This is a genomic window from Pseudoalteromonas sp. BSi20439 (assembly GCF_000241165.1).
GTDB lineage: Bacteria > Pseudomonadota > Gammaproteobacteria > Enterobacterales > Alteromonadaceae > Pseudoalteromonas.
In genome coordinates this window covers 40,636-64,784 of sequence record NZ_BADW01000043.1, presented here as the reverse complement: position 1 = coordinate 64,784, position 24,149 = coordinate 40,636, and the positions used below count along the sequence as shown (strand labels likewise).

Annotated in this window: 18 protein-coding genes and 2 pseudogenes; 11 read left to right on the top strand and 9 right to left on the bottom strand. The window is 39.9% G+C overall.

Features of this window, described 5'->3' with window-relative positions:
- Nucleotides 1-2 precede the first annotated feature (2 nt).
- The 3 genes from ileS to murJ form a co-directional block, all read right to left on the bottom strand.
- Nucleotides 3-2,831 (bottom strand): isoleucine--tRNA ligase, encoded by a 2,829-nt coding sequence (ileS, locus tag P20439_RS03675; RefSeq protein ID WP_036932842.1) that lies wholly within the window; start codon nt 2,829-2,831, stop codon nt 3-5.
- Nucleotides 2,832-2,860: 29 nt separating this feature from the next.
- Nucleotides 2,861-3,787, bottom strand: coding sequence for a bifunctional riboflavin kinase/FAD synthetase (gene ribF, locus P20439_RS03670; RefSeq protein WP_008114422.1), 927 nt, complete (start codon nt 3,785-3,787; stop codon nt 2,861-2,863).
- A 74-nt stretch (nt 3,788-3,861) separates the two neighbouring features.
- A complete protein-coding gene (gene murJ, locus P20439_RS03665; protein ID WP_036932848.1) occupies nt 3,862-5,400 on the bottom strand; it encodes a murein biosynthesis integral membrane protein MurJ in 1,539 nt (512 codons plus the stop codon).
- A 295-nt stretch (nt 5,401-5,695) separates the two neighbouring features.
- Between murJ and rpsT the strand changes: the two genes are divergently transcribed.
- Nucleotides 5,696-5,956 carry a 30S ribosomal protein S20 gene (gene rpsT / locus P20439_RS03660; RefSeq protein ID WP_008114420.1) on the top strand — a complete coding sequence of 87 codons (261 nt, stop codon included), beginning with the start codon at nt 5,696-5,698 and terminating at the stop codon, nt 5,954-5,956.
- Nucleotides 5,957-6,022: 66 nt separating this feature from the next.
- On the opposite strand, the gene P20439_RS03655 is transcribed toward rpsT, so the two are convergent.
- The gene (locus P20439_RS03655; RefSeq protein ID WP_008114419.1) at nt 6,023-6,406 is read right to left on the bottom strand and encodes a response regulator; all 384 of its coding nucleotides are present in this window, start codon (nt 6,404-6,406) and stop codon (nt 6,023-6,025) included.
- 101 nt (nt 6,407-6,507) lie between these two features.
- Here P20439_RS03655 and P20439_RS03650 point away from each other — a divergent pair, with 101 nt between their 5' ends.
- The 3 genes from P20439_RS03650 (at nt 6,508) to smrA (ending at nt 7,998) form a co-directional block, all read left to right on the top strand.
- Entirely contained in the window at nt 6,508-6,933 is a 426-nt protein-coding gene (locus tag P20439_RS03650) for a hypothetical protein (RefSeq protein WP_008464713.1), read from the top strand.
- Between the two features lie 106 nt (nt 6,934-7,039).
- Complete coding sequence (locus P20439_RS03645; RefSeq protein WP_008114416.1) at nt 7,040-7,285, top strand: hypothetical protein; 246 nt, start codon at nt 7,040-7,042, stop codon at nt 7,283-7,285.
- Between the two features lie 131 nt (nt 7,286-7,416).
- Nucleotides 7,417-7,998 (top strand): DNA endonuclease SmrA, encoded by a 582-nt coding sequence (smrA, locus tag P20439_RS03640; RefSeq protein WP_036932839.1) that lies wholly within the window; start codon nt 7,417-7,419, stop codon nt 7,996-7,998.
- Nucleotides 7,999-8,234: 236 nt separating this feature from the next.
- On the opposite strand, the gene P20439_RS03630 is transcribed toward smrA, so the two are convergent.
- A complete protein-coding gene (locus P20439_RS03630; protein ID WP_008114410.1) occupies nt 8,235-9,155 on the bottom strand; it encodes a glyoxylate/hydroxypyruvate reductase A in 921 nt (306 codons plus the stop codon).
- Nucleotides 9,156-9,314: 159 nt separating this feature from the next.
- Between P20439_RS03630 and P20439_RS03625 the strand changes: the two are divergent.
- Nucleotides 9,315-11,043, top strand: a pseudogene (locus P20439_RS03625) (GNAT family N-acyltransferase).
- Between the two features lie 67 nt (nt 11,044-11,110).
- Here P20439_RS03625 and dapE read toward each other — a convergent pair.
- Together dapE and P20439_RS03615 are read right to left on the bottom strand one after the other, a co-directional pair.
- A complete protein-coding gene (dapE, locus tag P20439_RS03620; protein WP_008114406.1) occupies nt 11,111-12,301 on the bottom strand; it encodes a succinyl-diaminopimelate desuccinylase in 1,191 nt (396 codons plus the stop codon).
- A 71-nt stretch (nt 12,302-12,372) separates the two neighbouring features.
- A complete protein-coding gene (locus tag P20439_RS03615) occupies nt 12,373-13,791 on the bottom strand; it encodes an MATE family efflux transporter (RefSeq protein ID WP_008464708.1) in 1,419 nt (472 codons plus the stop codon).
- A gap of 272 nt (nt 13,792-14,063) precedes the next feature.
- Between P20439_RS03615 and P20439_RS03610 the strand changes: the two genes are divergently transcribed.
- Nucleotides 14,064-14,717 carry an OmpW family protein gene (locus tag P20439_RS03610; protein WP_008109545.1) on the top strand — a complete coding sequence of 218 codons (654 nt, stop codon included), beginning with the start codon at nt 14,064-14,066 and terminating at the stop codon, nt 14,715-14,717.
- Nucleotides 14,718-14,786: 69 nt separating this feature from the next.
- Here P20439_RS03610 and P20439_RS03605 read toward each other — a convergent pair whose 3' ends face one another.
- Complete coding sequence (locus P20439_RS03605) at nt 14,787-15,305, bottom strand: thioesterase family protein (protein WP_008464705.1); 519 nt, start codon at nt 15,303-15,305, stop codon at nt 14,787-14,789.
- 112 nt (nt 15,306-15,417) lie between these two features.
- On the bottom strand, nt 15,418-16,974 hold the full coding sequence (gene tyrR, locus P20439_RS03600) for a transcriptional regulator TyrR (protein WP_008109548.1): 1,557 nt from the start codon (nt 16,972-16,974) through the stop codon (nt 15,418-15,420).
- 743 nt (nt 16,975-17,717) lie between these two features.
- Between tyrR and P20439_RS03595 the strand changes: the two genes are divergently transcribed.
- The 5 genes and pseudogenes from P20439_RS03595 (at nt 17,718) to P20439_RS03575 (ending at nt 24,077) form a co-directional block, all read left to right on the top strand.
- Nucleotides 17,718-19,217, top strand: coding sequence for a peptide MFS transporter (locus tag P20439_RS03595; RefSeq protein ID WP_008464703.1), 1,500 nt, complete (start codon nt 17,718-17,720; stop codon nt 19,215-19,217).
- Between the two features lie 512 nt (nt 19,218-19,729).
- Nucleotides 19,730-20,776 carry a 4-hydroxyphenylpyruvate dioxygenase gene (gene hppD / locus P20439_RS03590; RefSeq protein WP_008464701.1) on the top strand — a complete coding sequence of 349 codons (1,047 nt, stop codon included), beginning with the start codon at nt 19,730-19,732 and terminating at the stop codon, nt 20,774-20,776.
- Between the two features lie 211 nt (nt 20,777-20,987).
- Nucleotides 20,988-22,301, top strand: coding sequence for a fumarylacetoacetase (fahA, locus tag P20439_RS03585; RefSeq protein ID WP_008464699.1), 1,314 nt, complete (start codon nt 20,988-20,990; stop codon nt 22,299-22,301).
- Between the two features lie 142 nt (nt 22,302-22,443).
- Nucleotides 22,444-23,605 (top strand): annotated as a pseudogene (locus tag P20439_RS03580) (M23 family metallopeptidase).
- Nucleotides 23,595-24,077 (top strand): polymer-forming cytoskeletal protein, encoded by a 483-nt coding sequence (locus P20439_RS03575; protein WP_008464695.1) that lies wholly within the window; start codon nt 23,595-23,597, stop codon nt 24,075-24,077. Before P20439_RS03580 ends, P20439_RS03575 begins: the two are co-directional and overlap by 11 nt.
- Nucleotides 24,078-24,149: the final 72 nt, after the last annotated feature.

Below are 24,149 nucleotides of genomic sequence, written 5' to 3'. Positions count from 1 at the left end.
TCCTAAGCGAATTGACGCTTTTCACCTTCACCGTCAACGTTACTTACACAACGACCACAAATTTCAGGATGAGCAGGCTCAACACCTACATCTTCACTGTAATGCCAACAACGCTCACACTTTTTAGCATCTGTTGCTGATACGCTAATGTATAAACCTTCAATTTCAGTTGCTTGTGAGTCCACTGGCTGGCTATCCACCTCAGTAACATTTACAGCTGAAGTTAGTAAAACAAAGCGCAGTTCATCGCCCAATGCCGCCAGCTTAGCTGCAAGTTTTTTGCTTGCAAACAAGTTAACCGTTGCTTGTAATGTAGCGCCAATCACTTCTTCTTTACGCGCAGCTTCTAGCAGACGGTTCACTTCGTCACGCACATTTAAAATAGCTTGCCAGTCTTCATTGCTAAACTTGGTCGTTGTTGGTGCTTGTAAGCCCTCATACCAAGTTGAAGTAAATACATAATCACTGCGCTCACCTGGAAGTGCTTCCCAAATTTCTTGTGCTGTAAAGCTCATGATTGGTGCCATCCAACGCGTCATTGCTTCAGCAATGTGGTATAGCGCGGTTTGACAAGAACGGCGTGCATGGCTGTCGCTTTTTGCCGTGTACTGACGATCTTTTATAACGTCTAAGTAGAATGAACCTAACTCACCAGTACAGAAGTTCATTAGCTTTTGCGTCACTAATAGCATTTGATAGCTGTCGTACGCCGCTAAAATATCATCTTGTAACTGTGCAGCACGCCCTACAATCCACTTATCAAGCTCAACCATATCATCCACAGCAACTTGATCTGTTTTTGGATCAAAACCACTAAGGTTAGCAAGTAAGTAACGGCTGGTGTTACGAATACGGCGGTAGCGATCTGCTGAACGTTTGAATATTTCATCTGATACCGTCATTTCTGCCGTGTAATCAGTTGATGCTACCCATAAACGTAAAATATCAGCGCCTAGTTTATTCATCACATTTTGTGGTGAAATAACATTGCCTAATGACTTAGACATTTTGCGGCCGTTTTCATCAACCGTAAAGCCATGCGTAAGCACTTGCTTGTAAGGTGCATGACCATTAATTGCCACTGAGGTCATCATTGATGACATAAACCAGCCACGGTGTTGATCTGAACCTTCTAGGTATAAATCAGCAGGACCGGTTAAATCTTCACGCGCATCAACAACACAGGCATGCGTTACACCTGAGTCAAACCACACGTCCAGTGTGTCTTGCACTTTCATGTATTGTTGTGCGTCTTCTTCACCTAGTAAAGTAGCTGGCTCTAAGTCATACCATGCTTGAATACCTGACTTTTCAACAAGCGCTGCTGCTTGTTCAATCAGCTCTTGAGTATTTGGGTGTAATGCACCCGTGTCTTTATCAACAAACAACGCAATAGGTACACCCCAAGTACGTTGACGTGAAATACACCAATCAGGGCGGCCTTCAACCATGTTGGCAATACGGCTTTCGCCCCATTCAGGTAACCACTGAGTATTTTTAATTTCAGCCAGTGAGTCTTGGCGCAAGTTAGCCTGATCCATGCTAACAAACCATTGTGGTGTGGCACGGAAAATAATAGGCGTTTTATGACGCCAACAATGTGGATAGCTGTGAGTTAATGCATGGTGATGCATTAGGGCATTATTTTCTTTTAATACCTCAATTACACTCGCATTGGCTTTAAACACATGTTGACCGGCAAATAATTCAGTATCAGGTAAGTAAACACCGTTTGCGCCAACAGGGTTAGCTACTTCAAGGTTGTACTCAAGACCAGCCACGAAATCTTCTTGACCATGACCTGGTGCAGTATGCACGATGCCCGTACCTGAATCAGTTGTTACGTGCTCTGCAACAATAACAGGAACATTAAAGTCATAAAAAGGGTGTGCTACGGTTAAGTTTTCAAGTGCTGCGCCTTTAACATAGCCAAGGATATGGAAATGGTTAAAGCCAAAACGATCCATCGCATCTTTAACCAGCTCAGAGCCAATAATAAGACGTTGCTGAACGCCTTCATCTTCTACTTGTACTAGCGCGTATTCTAAATCAGCATGCACAGCTACCGCACGGTTCGCAGGTAAAGTCCATGGTGTCGTAGTCCAAATAACGGTTCCTACGCTACCAGTTCCTGTATGGCCAGCCGCTAAATCAAATGCGTTAACTACCGCATCTTGATCTGTAAAAGTAAAACGCACATCAATAGCTGGAGACTGTTTATCTTGGTATTCAACTTCTGCCTCAGCTAATGCTGAGCCACAATCTGTACACCAATGCACAGGCTTAGCGCCTTTATGAAGGTGACCATTTTTTATAATGCGGCCCAATACACGAATGGCATTAGCTTCAAAGTCGAAGTTCATGGTTAGGTAAGGTTTATCCCAATCACCAAAAACGCCTAAACGTTTAAAGTCTACTTTTTGGCCTTCCACTTGCTTTTTAGCATAAGCACGACATTTCTCACGAAACTCTGCCGCAGTTACCTTAACACCGGGTTTACCGACTTTTTTCTCAACCATTAACTCGATTGGTAAACCATGACAGTCCCAACCTGGTACGTATGGCGCATCAAAGTCTGATAAGGTTTTAGACTTAACAATAATATCTTTTAGTATTTTATTTACTGAGTGGCCTAAATGGATATCGCCGTTTGCATACGGAGGGCCGTCATGCAAAATGAAAGTTTTTTTACCTTTCTTCGCGCTGCGAATTTGACCGTATAGGTCGTCTTCATACCATGCTTTAAGCATTTTTGGTTCACGTTGTGCCAAATTGCCACGCATTGGAAACATTGTTTCCGGTAAATTCAAAGTATGTTTGTAGTCGCTCATTAATCCTACTTTCCGTTTCTATCGGCTACCTAATTTAAACCAAAACACTGCTTAGCGGCGGCAACATCGGTTGCTATTTGTGCCGTCAGTTGTGTTAATGTCTCGAATTTTTTCTCATTGCGGAGTTTTTCAACTAGCTCCACATGCATAAATTGTCCATAAATATCTTGTGCAAAATCAAAAAGATGAACTTCTAATAAGGCACGAGTTCCATTAAACGTGGGTTTGTTTCCAATGTTAGCCACCCCAAAAACTTGCTTTCCTGCGAACATCACTTGAACCGCAAATACACCATTGACCGGACAAACTTGACGTTTTAGCGCAATATTTGCCGTTCTAAAACCCAGTTCGCGGCCTTTCTTCCAGCCATGAATAACACGTCCAGATATTGCATAATTATGCCCAAGCATAACTTTTGCACTAACTAGGTCACCTTCAGCAAGCGCTTCTCGTATCAAGGTGCTGCTTACTCTAGCATTTAATTGCCTAAAGCTGGCAGTGCTTTTAACACTCATTCCCGCTTGGGTGCCCATAGTTGCCAATAGACTAAAGTTACCTTGGCGCTGTTTACCAAACCTAAAATCATCACCAACCGTTAATGCTTTAACGCCCAGCTTTTTAATTAAAATATCGCTAACAAACTGCTCGGCATGCATGTTTGCAAAAGCCTGATTAAAGCTAATACAAATAACGCGTTCAATTCCTAAGTTACTCAATAGGCGTAGTTTATCACGCAGTCGAGTCAGCCTAGCCGGAGCGTTATTTTTTGCAAAAAACTCTTGTGGCTGAGGCTCAAATAACATTACGGTGCTGGGTAAATTATTTTCTTTTGCATCAGCTAAAAGCCCTTTTAATACGGCAGCATGACCCAAATGAACACCATCAAAATTACCAATGGTCAGCACACAACCAAAGTGTTGTGGGCGTATATTGTGTATACCTCTAATTAACTCCATGCCACCTAATGCCTTTTTCAGCGAGCGATAAAATGCGACCTTAAGCCGCAGAGTGTCCGATTATAATCTTTTTTTTAATTTGATTCAGTAATTGCTACACTTTTTATCGTATTTAGTCTAACACCCATCAAAAACAACATAAAAAAGTAACTAACCATCGCAATAATTAATAACACAACCAATAACATAACTTGTTCGCTAAAGTGCCAACTAACCCAGTCATATTGTCTACTGGTAAACCAAACCAATGCACCCATCGTTATACTTGCCAACAAGCACTTCAAAGTGAAGTAGCCACTCATGCTGGAAAACTGATAAACATTCTCTTTTTTTAGTTGTCGGTAAAGTAAATAAGCATTACAGCTGGCTGACATTGAGGTTGCCAGTGCCAAGCCTAAATAGCCAATAAATGGCGCTAACATAATGTTAAACACCATATTTAGTACCAAAGTAATAATACCAATGCGTACCGGTGTTTTAGTATCTTGGCGAGAATAAAACCCTGGCGCGAGCACTTTAATTAACATAAAGCTGACTAATCCCACTGAGTAAGCAACAACCCCCAAGCTCACCGCCTTAACATGATCAATACCCGCTTCTTTGAAAGCGCCATGATCAAACAGCACGGTAATAATAAGTGGGCTTATAATCATCAACCCTATCATTGCTGGAAGCCCTAAAAAAATCACAAACCTCACTCCCCAATCTAGGGTATGTTGAAAGTCGCTACTTTTTTTACTGCTGTGTAATTTTGACAGCGCAGGTAAAATAACCGTCGCAATACCAATGCCAAATAAACCAAGTGGGAATTCAATCAGTCTATCTGAGTAATACAGCCAAGCGATAGAGCCTGTCATCAATAATGAAGCTATTACCGTATCGAGTAATAAGTTAATTTGACTAATTGATACACCAAATAAGGCTGGGAGCATTAACTTGCGTACTTTTTTCACATTTTCATCTTGCCAACCCCAGCGCGGGCGCGCTAGCATTTTTGCTTTATACAAAAACGGCAATTGAAATAATAGCTGTACCACGCCTCCTAAAAACACGCCAAAAGCTAACGCATAAGCGCCTACAGAAAACTGATCATGTAATAAAATGGCACAACTAATAATAGATACATTGAGTAAAACCGGGGTAAAAGCCGCCACGGCAAAACGATTATAAACGTTCATCACAGCGCCACTGAGCGCCACAAGGCTTACAAAAAACAAATAAGGAAAAGTCAGTTTTAATAGCGAACTGGCAAGCTCAAACTTTTCTGCGTCAGGCCCCCCTTGCCACCAATCAATAAACCAACCAGTGCCGAATAAAGCAGCAATAACAGGTGACGCTATCACACCAAAGAGCGTCACTATCAGTAAAATAGTGCCTAACGTGCCGGCGGCTTGGGCTACAAATATCCTGACCTTCTCATCGCCCTGCTGCTGTTTAATTTCACTTAATACCGGTACAAATGCTTGCGCAAAAGCCCCTTCGGCAAATAAACGACGTAAAAAATTAGGAATACGGTTAGCAAATAAAAATACATCGGCTGCAGCGCCCGCGCCCAACAAGTTAGCCACGACGGCATCTCGTACTAGCCCTAAAATACGCGAGATCATTGTCATTGCACTTACAATCATCCCAGAACGAAACAAACCTTTTGACACTATGAATCCATATTAAAAATCAGCAATTAAGTTAATTATGCCATAGTCTTTTTTATAAATCGCTTTAAAGCACTAGGCTGGAACCCCTTGCTTTGTTACAATAGCGCTATTAACTGCTAAAGCGGCAAATTGATGTTCGTTATAAGGAGCAGTTTTTCTTGGATTGTTAAAATTAAATTGACATTCATGATAAAAACAGGCATATTCCACGGCCTTTAATTTAAGCTTTATTTAAGATTGTTAGGAGCAAACCTTGGCTAACATCAAGTCTGCAAAAAAACGCGCTATCACAAGCGAAAAAAACCGTCAGCACAACGCAAGCCGTCGTTCAATGATGCGTACTTACTTCAAAAAAGTAATCGTAGCTATTGAAGCTGGCGATAAAGAAGCTGCACAGCAAGCTTTTTCTGTTGCTACACCTATCCTAGACCGTTACGCAACTAAGGGTCTAATCCACAAAAACAAAGCTGCTCGTCATAAGAGCCGTTTAGCTGCTAAAATTAAAGCGCTATAATTTGTTTTTGCAAGATTAAAAAAACCGGCTTTTGCCGGTTTTTTTTGCCCAAAATAAATGCGCCTATTAAACGTTATCAAGCTCTGGGTAAAACTTTTTCAACATCGCCGCAATTTTCTTTGGAGAAAATGGCTTAACTACAAATCCTTTAGCCCCTCTATCTATCGCATCCTTCACATTTTCAACGCCTGAATGAGCCGACACCATCACCACGTTTGTCTCTGGTGATAACTCATTAATTTGCGCAATAAGCTCTTTACCGTCGCCATCAGGTAGTTCTATATCTAAAAATATAATATTAAAATTGGCTGCACGACACTCGCTAATGCACTGCGCGGCCGTTGACGCCTCTTTTACATTCTCTATCCCTAAATGCATCAGGGTTTGACTCAAAAAGCTACGCACCGTACTAACATCATCAACTATTAAAATAGATAGCTGCGTATTCATATATAATCCTTATAGGCTAAAGCCATGTCTGCAAAATTGGTGATTTGCTTAAAATACAAATATTTACTTTATTATAGAGAGCTAAGCTAAAAAGGCCAGATTTGCTTTATGTCGAAAACCACAAAAAAGAGTCGCCGCAAAAAAATAAAACGATTACTGTTAAACCTACACCCACTAATAAGCTTGCAAACCTTGGCCCACAATTAAAGCCGCAATCAAAGAACACTAAGCGTGGTATCAAGCTGACCCTGTTTTTTATTTTCACGATATTATTACTTATACTTGTTTTAGTGCCAAAGCCAAGCTTACTTACTTATAAAAAATCATCTATGGTGAGCCAAAGTGTGTATTGGCCTGGGTTGTTTTCAAGCGAACCAAAACTACTGGACTCAACCCTCCACCCGCGACTGGATAAGGAGCATAGAACCCTTTACCTATGTATTGATTTACAGCAACCGCAGAGCTGCCAAAAATATCGAATTATTGCTGAGGAAGGAATATTTCCAGTATTGCTTACTTACTTTTAACATTAAAAAAACTAATCTGAAAATTTAAAATTACTTGGTTGAAAGCTGTGCAAAAGATCAACATAATGGCGCTCCTTTTTTCAACAACTGAACTATTGAAACGACCATGCTAAACGAGCTAGATTGGCTTTTAAATACATTACTACTTGCACTAGGTTTAGGTGCATTCTTTATTAACCAACTGACACTGCTTCGCGTTGCTGCGATTAGTGCTTGTGGTTTGTTATTCCTATCATTTAGCTTAGATCTTATGTCGTCGAGTATTATTTCAAATATGAGTTTAGTTTTGATCAACACATTTTACTTGTTCAAAGTTTATACATTTGGGCAATTTACTGTATCTCAACACTAATTACTTCCCCTTAGAATATTTTATAGCCCAGTTTTTCTGGGCTTTTTTTATCCCACAGCTTTAAAAATCTTGGGTCTTAGTTTGAACTAAGTTAAAATTAATCTCGTATTAGCCTATTTTGAGATAAGCCCATGCCGTTGTCAGATTTCGATTTATTCTTATCCTCTATGGAAGATGTTACCCCTATCAGTCACGACACCGTGACATTGCCACCTAAAAGCCATAAAGCAGCTATCGCTCAACAAGAAAAAAATAAAGCTGCACAATCAAATTTAAACAGTGAACAATTTAATCCGTTAGATGAACCACTTGAATTGCTCGACCCACTCGCCATATTAAGCTTTAAACGAGATGGCGTGCAAAGCCCGGTTTTTAAAAATGTAAGATTAGCTAAATATCAGCTCGATGCGACGTTAGATTTACACGGGCAACTTCTAAAAAATGCCTATGCTTCGTTGCAGGCCTTTATTAAAGATTGCCACAATCGCAATATAAGAATGGTTCTTGTTCGTCATGGAATAGGCATTAAAAATAAAGCCAAACCGGGTATTTTAAAAAGTTACGTAAATCAGTGGCTGCAAACAATTCCTTGTGTTTTAGCATTTCATACTGCACTCAGGCAACATGGAGGAAGTGGTGCAACGTATGTTTTATTGAAGAAAAGTGATGATAAAAAGCATCAAAACAGAGAAATTCACAGCAAGCGCAGTTAAACCTTGCTGTGCTAATAAGGGTTAGTTAAGCATCAGGGCTGCCGCATTAGCTTGATTAAACCACGCAGATATTCCTAATATAATGATGGATACAACCACAATGCTGATTTTTGCGCCCCCTTGACTGGGTTTCATAATTCATCCTATTTATTATTTTTGTTAGAACGGCTTTTAACAATAATAAAAATTACAAATGTTAACAAGCTGTTTCTGTTAAAAATTAAACAAATTGTTCATTAATAACCCTGAATTTTGTTAATACTATTATGTAATGGCTGTTTCGCTTGTAAGCGTAGGATGTTGCCTGCTATTTGTTCAATAACACTATCTAGATCTGACAGCGCAGCACAGTGCGGCGTTAAAGTAATATTTGGGTGCTGCCAATAAGGGTGTTCGCTTGGTAGTGGCTCACTGGCAAATACATCAAGCGTTGCTGCTCGTAAACGTGCGTTGTTGAGCACATCGAGCAAATCAGCTTCAACAACATGCTCACCTCGGGCCACATTAATTAGCACGGCGTGCTCAGGAAGTTGCTTAAGCAACTGTTGATTAATAATACCTTTAGTATTGCTAGTAAGTGGCAATAGGCAAATTAAATAATCGGTTTGCTCAAGCATCTGTGTTAAGCCGTCATCGCCATGGTAGTGTGTTGCTATCGTTGATATTTTAGGGCTTCGGCTCCAAGCACTAACTTTAAAACCATTATTAGCCAACCTGTAGGCACAAGCTTGGCCTAATTCGCCAAACCCTAAAATACTGACTTGATTGTGCTTATACGCTCTTTTGGGCTTCCATTCACTTTGCTGTTGTTTTAAAAAATATTCTTTTAATCGCAATTTTTGCGCTAATACATGAGTAAGTACATATTCAGCCATGTCGTTGGCTAACTGTTTATCGACAATGCGCACTACTTCAACATGTGCAGGTAGTAAACTTAAATCGATACTATCAACCCCAGCACCAAACGATGACACCGCTTTCAAATTTATCAACTTTAGCCATAAAGACGCGGGCGCATTCCAAGCCAGTACAAATTCTACACTTGCAAAATCTTGGCAATCATCAAGCTGCTCAATTTGAATATTGGGCAATTGCGATTGCATTTTTGCAATTAATTTTGTGTTATCTCGACCGGTAATCGCGACTAAAACTGACATGATGATTCCTTAAAAAGTAACCGTAAATAATAGTACTGGTATGGTTTAATTCAATAGTAAGTAAACGGTTTTAAAAAGTCACACAACTGACCGCGTATTGTCATATGCGCACTCTAAGCTAAACATATTGGCCTTAGCCTAGTATAAAAAGAGGTGCGTATGATCAGTGTAGATAAAGTAATAGCAACCAATTTACCACAGTTAACTAACTCATTTAAAATAAAAAACTGGTAAAAAAAGTCTTAGCTACTTATTACATGAACAAGAATTTACAAACTTTGCAACTGCCTATCCCCACCTTCAAGGAATAGAATTTGTAGAGCAAGTACTTGATGAACTTGACTTTGAAACTCGTTATAAAGCTAAGCAAATAGAAAATATTCCCAGTGAAGGAAAAATTGTCATTATTGCAAACCACCCTATCGGCTCCTTAGATGCGCTTGCATTAATTAATGTGTTATCAACGGTAAGAGCCGATTTAAAAGTGGTGGCTAACCGTATGTTAATGACCGTTGACGCCATGCATTCGTTATTACTACCCGTTGATAACCTATCAGGGCAAAGTAAAAAACAAGAGCTGAGTAATATCCACCAGCACTTAAAAAATGAAGGAGCGTTACTTATTTTCCCTGCCGGTGAAGTTTCTCGACTTCGTCCTACGGGTATAAAAGACTGCAAATGGAACAGTGGCTTTTTACGCATTGCTAAAAAGGCTAACAGCCCTATTTTGCCTATCTATATTAAAGCCAGAAATAGTCCGCTGTTTTACGGCGCATCAATGCTTTATAAACCACTGGCTAGCTTATTACTGGTAAAAGAAATGTTTAAGCAACGTCAAAAATCACTCGAGTTTGAAATTGGCGCTTCCATTGCTCCTGAGTCTTATTTAATCCCAGACTTAAAAGACAAAGAAGTGGTTGAGCTAATCCGTAAGCAACTATATCGTTTAACCACAAAAAAAACGCTACCATTAAAAACTCATGCTCCGATCGCCTCTCCTGAATGTAAAAAAGAATTAAAAAAAGCCATAGAATGCTGCGAACATTTAGGTAAAACCAGTGATGGCATGGTGATTTATTTGTACCAATATCAAGGAAGCTCTCCCTTATTTCGTGAACTGGGCCGCTTACGAGAAATCGCTTTTCGGGCTGTAGGTGAAGGTAGTGGAAACCGCCGAGACATAGATAAATACGATATGCACTATCAGCACTTAGTATTGTGGGATGAACATGCACTAGAGTTGGTGGGTGCTTACCGATTAGCTTGTGCACAGGATGTGATTGAACAACACTCACAAAGTGGGCTTTATACCGATAGCCTATTTAATTATACCCAAGATATGACTCCTTATTTTAAACAAGGCATAGAGCTAGGCCGAAGCTTTGTACAACCTAAATATTGGGGCAGAAAAAGTCTCGACTACTTATGGTATGGTATTGGCGCTTTTATAAATCGCTACCCTCAATACCGTTACTTATTTGGTGCGGTGAGTGTGTCAAACGCACTACCTGAGCAGGCAAAGTCTTTATTAGTGCATTATTATCAGCACTATTATGGCTGTGAAAAATCACTCGCAACGCCTAACAATGCTTTTCGTCACACAACTGATCAGCAAACTCAGTGCACTAACTTGTTCGAGGGTAATAATATAAAAGAAGATTTTGTAGAGCTTAAACACATACTCGCTAACATGGGCACGCATGTACCCACACTATTTAAACAATATACAGAGCTATGCGAACCAAATGGCGTTAAATTTTTAAGCTTTAGTATTGATCCACAATTCAATAATTGTATTGATGGCCTAGTATTGGTTGATCTTGAAAAAGTAAAACCAAGCAAAGCAAAACGCTACTTGGGTACTGATAAATCAGCATCAGCAAGTTAAAGCGTTAACCCTTAATCGAATAACTATTAAAGCGGCATTAAGCGGCGCTTTAATAGTTATTAATACTTCAAGGCTGAGTAAAAATACCATCGAGTAATTGCGTATAAATCTTTTCTATTTCTAACAAGTCGCAAATCGGTACATGTTCATTAACCTGATGAATACTATGGTTTCGTACCCCACACTCTATGACTTGTGTTGTTTGCTGTGCAAAAAATCGTCCGTCCGACGTCCCACCACTGGTGCTTAATAAAGGATAATTCCCCGTCACTTTAAAAATTGCCTGCTCTAACTGAGCGAGTAAGCAACTCTCAATCTTATGGCTTGTATAATAGGGTTCACATGGACGCTCCCACTGTATAACCAAATGCTCGCTGAAATCCTTCAGTGCAGCAAACACACGTTGCTTAACATGTTTACTTTTATACCCATGGCTATAGCGAATATTAAAAGTAATATCACACTGAGCTGGCACGAGGTTATCTAACACATTATCAATATTAATACCGGTGACTTGCAGCGTTGTTTTTGAACTAAGTTCATCTAAAGGCCAGTCTATTTGTGTGAGCCTGTTAACCACTTCAGCACTGATGTGCGCAGCATTAATGGTATTCTCAGGATAGGCTACATGCCCAGCCTTTCCTTGAATAGCTAATCGCGCAGATAAGGCTCCACGTCGACCATTTTTTATAGTGTCACCTACCTGCAGGTGGCTGGTTGGCTCACCAACAATACAGCCATCAAGCACAACGCCCTGTTGTGCTAATCGCTTGGCAATCAACACAGAGCCATGCTCCGCCTCACCTTCTTCATCTGAGGTGATCAGCCAAAATAATGTTCCCTGCTTTTGCTGCGCGCTGTTTATTAGCGTCTGCGTTGCGCTAAGCATGGCGGCAATGCCTCCTTTCATATCGGCGGCACCACGCCCATAAATCGCATCGTTAATTATGTGTCCATCAAAGGGATCGGCTAACCAGCCACCTTGCCCTGCGGGTACCACATCAATATGCCCAGAAAATGCCACCACAGGGCCTGCCCCAAAAGTTATTTTTGCAATTAAGTTTGTCACATTATTAGAACTAAATTGCTCTGTACTAAAGCCTAACTCAGTAAGATGGTTCGCAAGCCACTCAATGCCACCAGCTGAGTTAGGAGTAATCGATTTAAATCGGATCAGAGTTTTTAAGTGACTCACTGTTTTTAACTGTGCAATAGTTAAGTACGGCGCTTGTGCTTTTGTATTGATAGCTTTTGTCATAATAAACACACCTCGTTTTAGCAGTGTATTTATTACAACGACTTTTTATGACCGCATTATGAATTTACTTGCTAACGTGCGCCCTCTTCTATTAATGTTTCTCGTGTAACCTGCACTATGTGCTTATCTTCTTTGGTTAACTTGGTTTTTTTCCAAGAACCACGCATAAACCATGCAAATGCTATTAATGCGATGGTTATGTTAGTAATTGCAAAAGAATACCAAATGCCTTGATCGCCAAGTTCAGTATGATTAGAAAGAATATAAGCGGCGGGGAACTGCACTACACATTGTGATAATAATGCGATAACCATGGCGTTGAGCATGTTTCCAGAGGCACGAAAAGCAGCAACAATACAAAGCTGCACCCCAATTCCACCCCAACTTAAGCACATTACTTGCACAAATTGCGCCCCATTAGTAATAACGTCATTATCGTCAGGAATAAAAAATGCAACTAATGAATCTGCATATAAATATGCAATGGCGCCAACACATGAGAGCCCTAACAAGCCCCACACACTAGCAAGTTTAGTGATCTGCTCAGCCCGCTTGATATTACCAGCCCCCATATTTTGCCCAACCAAGGTTGATACCGCCATTGATAAGCCCATAGCGGGGATCATTACCATTTGCAAAATATTAGAGCCAACACCATAAGCAGCAATTGTCGTTGTACCAAAGCTGGCAACTAGAAATGACATGATGATCAAACCAAATGCACGTGTCGATAATTCAATAGAGCCAGGCGCTCCCAAGAAAAAAGCGCGCTTAATATAGTGCCAGTCGGGGTAAAAGCTTTTTAGCTGTAATTGAATACCATGGCGACCACGTAAAAATATAATGATGCCCGCAAGCGCCGCTAAGCTCTGTGTAACCAATGTTGCTAGCGCAGCGCCCATCACACCAAGCCCCTCAAAACGACCATAACCAAATATAAATAACGGATCGAGTATAAAATTAAGTAACACGGTTGTGCTGACTATAATTAACGGCACCTTAGTTTGCCCAATACCCCGCATTAGCGATTGAAACATGGCATAAATAAATACAAAAATAACGCTAATAAAAGATACATGCATAAACTTTAACGCATCACTATATACGGCTTCTTCAACCCCCAGTAAGGTTAAAAAATAAGGTGATAATGCATAACCTAATAAACCAAGTAATAATGCAACTAATGTCACCATTAACACCGTTTGCGCTGCAACATGGTTGACCTTATCTTGTTGGCCTGCCCCCATGTATTGTGCCGATAAAATCGCCCCCGCCATAGCAAAGCCTGAACCTATCGCAATAACCAAAAATGTGACGGGCGTACTTATAGATACAGCAGCCACTTGCGCAGCCCCTAATCGGCCAACCCAAAAAGCATCTGTAAGCTGATAAGCAGACTGCAAAATATTAATGAGGATAATCGGAATGCCTAATTTTAATAGCGCTTTGGCAATAGAGCCTTGAAGAAATAGTTGACCAGAGGGAGTCATGAGGCCGCTTACTTGTATTAAATCGTGAACATAGCGTTAGTTTAACAAACCTAGCTGATTATATTCTGAATACTTCGTTTACGGCTGGTATTTATATGATCAGTCAATAATTTTTAAGCACGAACTGACTAAAAGTTTAATCTAAATCAATAAATAGAAGCTCTTTACTCACAGGCTTTTTAAACTTTGATCTAGAACAGGTTTTTATTTTTAACCTCGAGCAATAATAGCGCCATCAACAAATAGTCACACAGTAGTTCACGGAGAACAACATGAAAACTAAACTAAGCATTGCAATACTTACTTCTTTACTGGCTCTTTCTCCTGCAGCACACGCTAACTTTAGCGTTAATGTTGGCGCAATTAATGTTAACCCAGATAACGATGGCTCAAAGATTAACGAAGCACCTACTCTTGGTTTAAAAGGTGATTCAAATACTCAGTTAGGTATTACTGTAGATTACGCATTTAACGACCAATGGGTGTTAGAGCTTATTGCAGCAACGCCGTTTTCTCATGATGTAGAAGGTACGGGTGGTTTAGCTGGTAATAAGATTGCCGACATTAAACATTTACCACCATCATTGGTTGCACAATACCACTTTTTAGATAGCAGCTACGCACTTCGTCCATTTGTTGGTGTAGGTATTAACTATACGACGTTCTTTGACGAGCAACCTTCTGCAGCACTTAAAGCAACCTTAGGCACTAACGATGTGGAAGTAAAACTAGATGACTCATTTGGTTTTGTTGCTCAAGTAGGTGCTAACTACAAGATTGATGAGAAATGGGGCCTACACGCTATGGTATCTATCATGGATATCGATACCGATGCGACTGTTTATGCTAATGGTGCAAAAGCATTAACTTCAACCGTGTCACTTGACCCTGTTGTAGCTATGTTTGGTCTTAAATATTCGTTTTAATAACGATTATGTGTGTGTTAAAAAGGCCGTAAGGCCTTTTTTTTGCGTGTAATTAACGAGGTAAGTTATTTACTTTTTTTGCTCAAGCATTTCTTTCCAATGAATTATTTCTGCCGGTAAAATAGGTGCTACGCCTTCAAAACCAGCAACCTCCAGCATATGCTCAACGCTTACCACCCCTTTTTTACTTTTAAATACGCCACGTACATAGGCAATTGCATGTAAGCCACGCTCTGAATGAAATTTTTGTTCAATATAAAAGTATTTATGATCCCAACCGACTAAACGGGTACTAATGGTAAAGCGCTGCATAGGCTTAATATCACGGATATAAGTAATGGCGGTTGCATTAACAATAGGAAACCAACGACGCTTCATTATTTGCTTTAGTAAGCCGACTCGCTCAGTCATCCATGTGCGCGATAAGTCCATCATTGCTAAATAGCGTGAATTAGTTAAGTGTAAATTAATATCACAGTCACTTGGCAGTGCTTTGTAGTCTATATCAACCGTGTCTAACAATGATTGATAATCACGATTACGTTTAATTTTGAAAAATAATAGCAGCAGTCTAAAATATAAGTTCACAGTAGAGGTCTTACCAGTTTGTTTTTTGTGAGTGTATCATAGCAATTGATCCCCTAGGGTATTTTTACACCAAGGGGCCAATCACTAAGAAAGGTTGTTTTAATATCTATCTTTAAACTTTAACCGTTTTACGGTTAATACCGTAATCACGTAGTTTATTAGCTACTGCTGTATGACTCAGCCCTAGGCGCTTAGCTAACTGACGTGAACTTGGATAAGCTGGATAAAGCTTACGCAATAAGGTAGCTTCAAAACGCTTAACCGCTTGATCAAGCGAGCCCTCAAAATCAGACTCTAAATAGCCTAAATCATGGGTAAACGTCGGCAGTTGTAAATGCTCAACGCGCAGTTCACTGTCTTCTAACAAGGATACCGCACGGTAAATAGCATTTTCTAATTGGCGCACATTACCTGGCCATGGGTAATCTTGTAAAAACGTTAAACACTCTTCAGATAACTCAGGCACAGTATGGCCATTTTGCTGCGCATATTTTTGAATAAAGTGCTCAGCAAGTGGGCCAACATCGGCTTTACGATCTCTCAATGGTGCAATTTCTAACGTTAGTACATTAATGCGATAGTATAAGTCTTCTCTAAATACGCCTTCTTGCACCATTGCAGGTAAATCTTTTTGGGTAGCAGCAACTATGCGAACATTTACTTTAACTTCGTTTTCGTCGCCTACTTTTCGAAACGTACCGTCTTGTAAAAAGCGCAGTAATTTAGTTTGGAGCTGAGTCGACATTTCACCCACTTCATCTAAAAATACTGTTCCACCATCCGCTTGTTCAAGTACACCGCGTTTAGGCGCTGCGTTTTCTTCATATCCGGCGTAACCAAAAAGTTCTGACTCGGCAACATCATCTGGTAACGAGGCACACGATAAAGCAATAAACGGTTTTACTGAGCGGTTAGATGCATAGTGACAAGCTCGCGCTAGTAACTCTTTACCCGTACCCGTTTCACCCGTAATAAGAATGGGGGCTTCAAGTTGCGCCATTTTTCTCGCTTCGCGCACCACACGACGCATCGCCGTGCTAAAATTATGAATAGTCGCAAAGCTTTCTTGGCCATAGCGTCTAAATGCACTCACTTGTTGGCCTAGACGGCTTTGCGATTTTATATTAATTACCGCACCCGCTAACACATCCCCCTCACTGCCTTGTGGTACAGCAATAGGTAAAATATCGGCAATAAAGTCTTCACCTGCCACTTCTACACGGGTAGTTTGCCCCAGTACTTCTTTGCCCTCTAACCAACGGGTAAAATTAAAACCTTTAAGTAAATTATTGATATTGGCGCCAATAACTTCTTTTTCTGTTAGCTGTAAATCTTTACACGCCGCGTCGTTACACAGACGCACCCAGCCTTTAGCATCAATAGATATAACGCCATCGGGAAGTGCTCTTAATAAGGTGTTTAATTCATTGTGCTCACGTTCAGACGGTAAAAACGCGGTCGTGCGTACATCATGTACACCATCGATTAAGCGAATAGACGGCATAATTTTTTGAAATTGTTCAAATTCAATCTCAGGAAAACTCACATACATACGACAATTTACTGAGTCGACTTCAATCCCTTTTAAGTCAACATTGTAGCTAACTAAAATATTAAGAATCTCTTGAGCAATACCAACTCGGTCTGCACAGTGAATATCTAAACGCATACACCCTCAGGTAAGGAAAAACTAGTTGGCGTGAATAATACGCTAACTCTGTTTACGAGCATAGTTTATTGTAAAGAAATTTGGACGGAAAAATATTTTTTAAATAGCTAAAGCGCTTTTTTTAAGCAATTAACGTTTCTAACCCTTGTTGTTCACTAAAAGTTGAGTTGATTGCAAGTAACCACTGTAAAGCGAGTTTGTATAAATTATGTTCTGCAGAGGCTTATCACTTCTGTACTTAGGTTAATGCTAAGCCATGTTTAATCTAAGCGGTGATTATTAAATTAAAGTAGTAAAGGTTAACTATTATTGAAAAATTTGGTAGCTGTAACTACCCGTAAAACAAAGCTTTTATTTGTTTTTTAAGGCGTGTTTAAACAATATAAAAGGTAACTTTGCAAAGACAATATTACCTATGATGTTAACTATCTTTTTTGATAAGTTTAGGTGTTTACTGCAGCAAATAGAGGTTCACATACTGGTATTTAACAATTACATAACCGATGTATGATAGCGCGCTCAACGCTTCCCCTCGCACAAAGGTCTATGTATACTTAAGCGCAATTGTAACTAGGATAAGGGTGTGACTCTTACCTAAACGTATAGCTGCGTTTAGCAAACCATTACCTTAGCTGCATAAAAAACACTGATGATCGAGCATTTATTATACTTTTTAGAAGTAAAAATTTAGCTAAATAAAAAACCACAAGGTCATCAAAACAATAATGAATTAGGAAGTAAATATGAGTTCAAATTCTGACAGTGGCTGGTTTGGTCACCCTAAAGGACTTTCAACCCTGTTTTTCACAGAAATGTGGGAACGAATGAGTTACTACGGTATGCGAGCGATGCTCGTATTATTTATGACAGCAAGTTTACAACAAGAAGGCCTAGGATTTACCGTTGCTTCTGCTGCTGCAATTTATGGCTTATACACAGGTTCAGTATACTTTTTAGGTTTACCTGGTGGTTGGTTAGCAGATAGATTGTTTGGTGGCCAAAAAGCAGTATGGTATGGCGGTGTTATTATCATGTGTGGCCATATTATTTTAGCCGTGCCACATGAATATTCATTTTTTATTGGTTTGATCTTTGTTGCAACAGGTACTGGTTTACTTAAACCTAATATCAGTGCCATGGTAGGTCAGCTTTATACTGACGAAGATGAACGCCGTGATGGTGGTTTCGCTATTTACTACATGGGTATTAACTTAGGTTCTTTAATTGGTTACTACGTGTGTGGTTACTTTATGGAAAACGTAGGTTGGCACTGGGCATTTGGTGCGGCGGCTGTTGGTATGGGTATTGGTTTAATTCAATACAAGCGCACACTTAAAAACTTACCAGATCACAGCGCATTACCTGCTAACCCATTAAGCCCTAAAGGTACTTCGCGCGCATGGGGCGGTATTGCTGCGTTTGTTATTGCGACCGCCGGTGTTACCGCTGCTGCGATGACGGGTGCGATTGTAATTAACCCGACTATTGTTGCAGGGTACACCGCAGTTATATTTACTGTTATCTTTTTCGTTTACTTTGGCCTTATTTACTTTAAAGGCAAACTAACCGACGCTGAAAAGCAAAGAATGTGGGCGCTATTTTTAGTCTGTGTCGCTTCTGCGTGTTTTTGGTCTGGCTTTGAACAAGCGGGTTCTTCATTAAACCTATTTGCTCGTGACTACACAGACCGTCTTATTGGCACATTTGAAATTCCAACGACTTGGTTCCAATCTTTAAACTCGCTATTTATTATTGCCCTATCACCATTTTTTGCCGCTCTTTGGATTAATTTATCTAAGAAAATGGTATCGCCTACTTACAGCGTAAAATGTGCGTTGGGCTTAGTTATTATGGCTTCAGGCTTTTTAGTTATGTTTATGGCAGCGCATTACGCAGCTGAAGGCTTAAAAGTAGCTCCTTACTGGCTGGTTACTACGTATTTCTTACATACAGTGGGTGAGCTTTGTTTAAGCCCAGTTGCATTGAGTGCGGTAAGTAAATTATCTCCTCGTCGCTATACGGGTCAAATGATGGGTGTATTTGTACTGACATACTCAATTGGTAACGTAATTTCAGGCTTACTTGCTGGTAACTTTGATCCTAACAATGTTGCAGAAATTCCTAACCTTTACTTACAAATTGCATTATTTAGTATCGGTGTAGGTATCATCTTAGTGCTGATGAGCTTCAAAGCTAAGGTATGGGAAAAACAAGGTTTAGAACAAACCGCACCAGCACAATAATTTAGGTTTATCACAGTGCGTAATTATGCGCTTTGACTAATGATATTAAATACCCCCTGCAGCTAACTGCAGGGGGTATTTTTATGGCTAACTAACCTAATTGTTACAATGTAATACTACACAGTAAATGAAGTTAGTGAATCAAATCCTCAGTATCTATTGCTTTGTTAATGTTGTGAGCAGCTACGCTCAGGTTGAGTGTAAACAATAAAATACAAAAACCACTCTTTTTTTAGTATGAAAAAACTAAAAAAACAGATGGGTAATTAAATTTAAAAGCAATAAATTCAATAACATAAATAAAAAATACGTACATTATCCGAGCTGGCTAATTTTTACTTACCTCGGCACGTATGTAAATAAATATCATACTTTGCTAACCGTCCCGTAAAATTTACACACGCGCTATTTACTAAATAACAACACCCTCTTCCCCAAAGCAGTAATCTGGTTAATCATGCAGGCAATACGATAACTAATAATCGCAGTGCTTAATTGCGGGAGTAATTATAATGAGTGAAGTAAATAATCCTTTAGGTTTGGTTGGTATTGAGTTTACTGAATACGCAACACCCGATGCCGATTACATGGACAAAGTGTTTACCGATTTTGGTTTTTCAAAATTAAAAAAATTCAAAGGTAAAGACATTGTTTATTACAACCAAAACGATATTCATTTTTTACTAAATAATGAACGCGACGGCTTTTCAGCTGAGTTTGCTAAAAACCACGGCCCAGCAATTTGTTCTATGGGCTGGCGTGTAGAGAACGCTCAAGCAGCGTTTGAAGCAGCGGTTAAGCGTGGCGCTAAGCCTGCCACTGATGCAGCTAATAAAGACTTACCATACCCTGCTATTTACGGCATTGGCGATAGCTTAATTTACTTTATTGAACAATTTGGAGATAAAGGCTCTATTTACGATAATGATTTCGAAGATCTGAGCGAGCCAAACAAAGTAGATAGTAAAGGCTTCTTACGTATCGATCACTTAACCAACAACGTATATAAAGGTACTATGGAAACATGGGCTAACTTTTACAAAGACGTGTTTGGTTTTACCGAAGTACGTTACTTTGATATTAAAGGCCAAAAAACAGCCCTGCTTTCATATGCATTAAAATCACCATGTGGCACATTCTCTATCCCAATCAATGAAGGTAAAGGTAACGACAATAACCAAATTGATGAATACCTAGGTGAATACAATGGCCCAGGTGTGCAGCATTTAGCGTTTTTAACTGACGACTTAGTAAGCTCACTAGATAAGCTAGATAAATCAACTATCGCTACTTTAGATATTATTCCAGAGTACTACGATACTATTTTTGACCGTGTGCCATGGGTTAAAGAAGACAAAGAAAAAATCCGTGAGCATCAAATTCTGGTTGATAGCCAAAGCGAAGATTGCTACTTACTGCAAATTTTCTCTAAAAACTTATTTGGCCCTATCTTCATTGAAATGATTCAACGTGTTGATGATGGTGGCTTTGGTGAGGGTAACTTCCAAGCACTGTTTGAGTCAATTGAACGTGATCAAGAGCGCCGCGGCGTTTTATAAGCAAATAAAGCAACTTTAAAAAGCAGCGTATTTCGCTGCTTTTTGTCGTTTAATCGTAATTGAGAGGTAAAACTATCTCTCTGTGTGTTTAAATCGCGCTTTTCATCACCATATAGCTAGGTAATAGATGAAATTAACGGGTGCTATATTCTTATTTAATAAATTGATATTTATACTGATAAGCGCGACCAACTAAACCAAAGGAAATGTAATGAGTTTAATTAACGAAACCCATGATATAAATTTAACTAGCTGGGTAGCATCAGCAAATGATGCACAATGTGACTTCCCTATTCAAAACCTACCTTTTGCAGAAGTACGTCGCAAAAACAGCAATGAAGCTTTTCGTGGTGCTGTTGCCATTGGCGACCAGGTTATTGATTTAGCAAAAGTAAATGAACTCGGTATTTTTTCAGGTGATGCCCAAACAGCCGTTGCATCTGCAAGTAACCCGACTTTGAACGAGTTTATGGGATTAGGTGAGCAATATTGGTCAGCACTTCGTTTAGCACTGTCTAAAGCATTACGTGAAGGTTCTGCTCATCAAGAGCAACTAGCACAAGCGCTTATACCTCAAAGCGAAATTGAATTTGCTCTACCATGTCGCATTGGCGATTACACTGACTTTTACACATCGATTTATCATGCCACGGCCGTAGGAAGTTTATTCCGTCCTGATAACCCATTACTACCAAATTACAAATGGGTGCCGATTGGTTATCATGGTCGCTCATCGTCTATTGGTGTGTCTGGTCAGCAGTTTCATCGCCCTAAAGGACAAACTAAAGCGCCAGACGCAGAAGTTCCTTCATTTGGTCCATGTAAACGCCTTGACTACGAGCTAGAACTAGGTATTTATCTAGGTAAAGGTAATGAGCTTGGCGATGCTATTGCAATTGAAAATGCTGAAAAGCATGTATTCGGCTTTTGTGTTTTCAACGATTGGTCAGCACGTGACTTACAAGCATGGGAATACCAACCGCTTGGTCCATTCTTAGCTAAAAACTTCGCATCAACCGTGTCTCCATGGATTGTAACCACCGAAGCACTTGCACCATACAGAACAAGTTGGACGCGTGATGAAAACGATCCGCAACCACTAGAGTACTTAGAATCAACGGCTAACCGTGATCAAGGCGCATTTGATATTCAAATGGACGTTAAAATTCAAACGCAAAAAATGCGTGATGAAGGCTACAACCCAACTCAAGTGTCTAAGTCTAGCTTTAAACACTCATACTGGACTGTAGCGCAAATGGTAACTCACCATACAGTAAATGGTTGTAACTTTATGCCAGGCGACATGCTGGGCTCTGGCACGCAATCAGGACCAACTCACGAAGAAGCCGGTTCACTACTTGAGCTTTCTCGTGGTGGAAAAGAAAAGATTACGCTAAGCAACGGCGAGCAGCGTAGCTTCTTGGAAGACGGCGACAATGTAATAATGCGTGGCTGGTGTGAAAAAGAAGGTTTTGCGCGCATTGGCTTCGGCTGCGTAGAGAGTACCGTACTGCCAGCAAAATAATTTTAAAATCAATAAACTAGTAAAAAAGGGTTGCTGAGTAAGCAGCCCTTTTTTATTAATTAAGCCGCAGTTACAATTTTTTTCTGGCTTTTTTAGTTCAAATTGCTATCTTGAATCCGTTAATAGCCAGTATATATGTGACATGCCTGTATTTATAAAGTCTTTTTTTCATAAACATTTCCCAGCTCGCCAGCTGCTTATTCGCCAAAATGGTGAAGTTAAGCATGTTGTTTTGGCGCCTTGGTTACAAGTTTCTGTGCTTGCTGTTATTTTTATTGCTATTGCATGGATCAGTGTTTCTAGTATCCGTGTTTATATGCAAACACACCAAATCTCTCATATCGAGCAAACCCAGCTTGATAAACAAGTACAATGGCAACAAAAAGTAAAGCAACAGCAGGCACGCTATGCATTACAACAAGAACAATTAGCTGAACTTGAACAAAAACAAGCTTTACTTCAAGGTATGATAGAGTCACTTCCTGCTTCTATTAGTAAAGATGCGATTAAACTTGAAGAGCAGCTTGGCTCTCCTGTTAATGAGGGCGAGAGCGAATTTCATGAGCCGCTCGAAGAAGAAAAGCCACAAAACAAACACGCACAAAACGGTGTTGTCAGTTTTGAACAGCGCTATACTTTGCTAAATCAACAATACGACACTAATTTCACCTTATTAGCCGCGCAAATTAATCAACGTCACGATGCGATTATAGAAATACTACAAGGCACGGGTCTTGAAAATGCACTGGCGCAACATCTTGCTTTAAGCACACAAACAACGGCGCAAGGTGGCCCGTTAGATATACTCGATGAAAGTAAAATTCCTAGTTCCTTTCTCGCCATTGCAGATAAGCTACTGTTGTTAAACCAGCTTGAGAGCTTTTTAACAGCGCTGCCAAATACCCTGCCTTTACCTGCTGCTAAGTATTATATTTCCAGTAATTTTGGACTTAGAAAAGACCCAATGAATAAAAGGCGCGCTTTTCATAAAGGCATTGATTTAGCTGGGTGGCATAAAACAGAAATTTTTGCTCCTGCCGATGGCACGGTTCGTCGAGCGGGTCGTAATGGCGGTTATGGTAACTTTATAGAGTTAGAGCACAAAAATGGTGTCGTTACACGGTTTGGTCATTTAAACAAAATTAATGTTAAAAAAAGGTCAAGCTATCACAAAGCACGATGTCATTGGTTTAATGGGCAGTACCGGAAGAAGTACAAGTACTCATTTACACTATGAAGTATTAATAGACGACAAGCATGTCAATCCACTAAAAATAACAAAGGCGCTTTCTCGTGTTTGGTAAAAATAAACAAGCAAAAAAAGACTCATCCATTAAGCGAGTGAGTCACACTCCCTCAATCATTTCTAATGATGTGCGTATTACGGGCTCTTTGGTAAGCCAAGGTGAAGTACAACTCGACGGACGTATTGATGGTGACATTAAGGCCGAACATTTAGTGATTGGCACCTCAGGTGTTGTTGAAGGCGTTGTTGAGGCAAGCAGTGTCGTTGTTAAGGGTAAAATCATCGGCTCTTTAAATGCAAGTGAAGTAAAGATCGAAAATAATGCTCATGTGCTTGGCGATATATTTCATGACACCCTGAGCATAGAAGCAGGTGCGATTATTGAAGGCAGTTTAAAGCAGCGCTTTGAAAAAGAAGTCATTGAACATGCTAAAGATAAGCCAAAACCAGCTCACGACGTAAAAGCCATTGTTGATAATGAAGACAGCGGGCTTTCGTTTGTAAACAAGCAACCTGCAGCCAAAAGCTAGTTGTATTAGTTTAAATGGTTTAGCCTGCCTGTTGGCTAAACCATTAATCACCTCTTTAAAATCCCTTGGGCG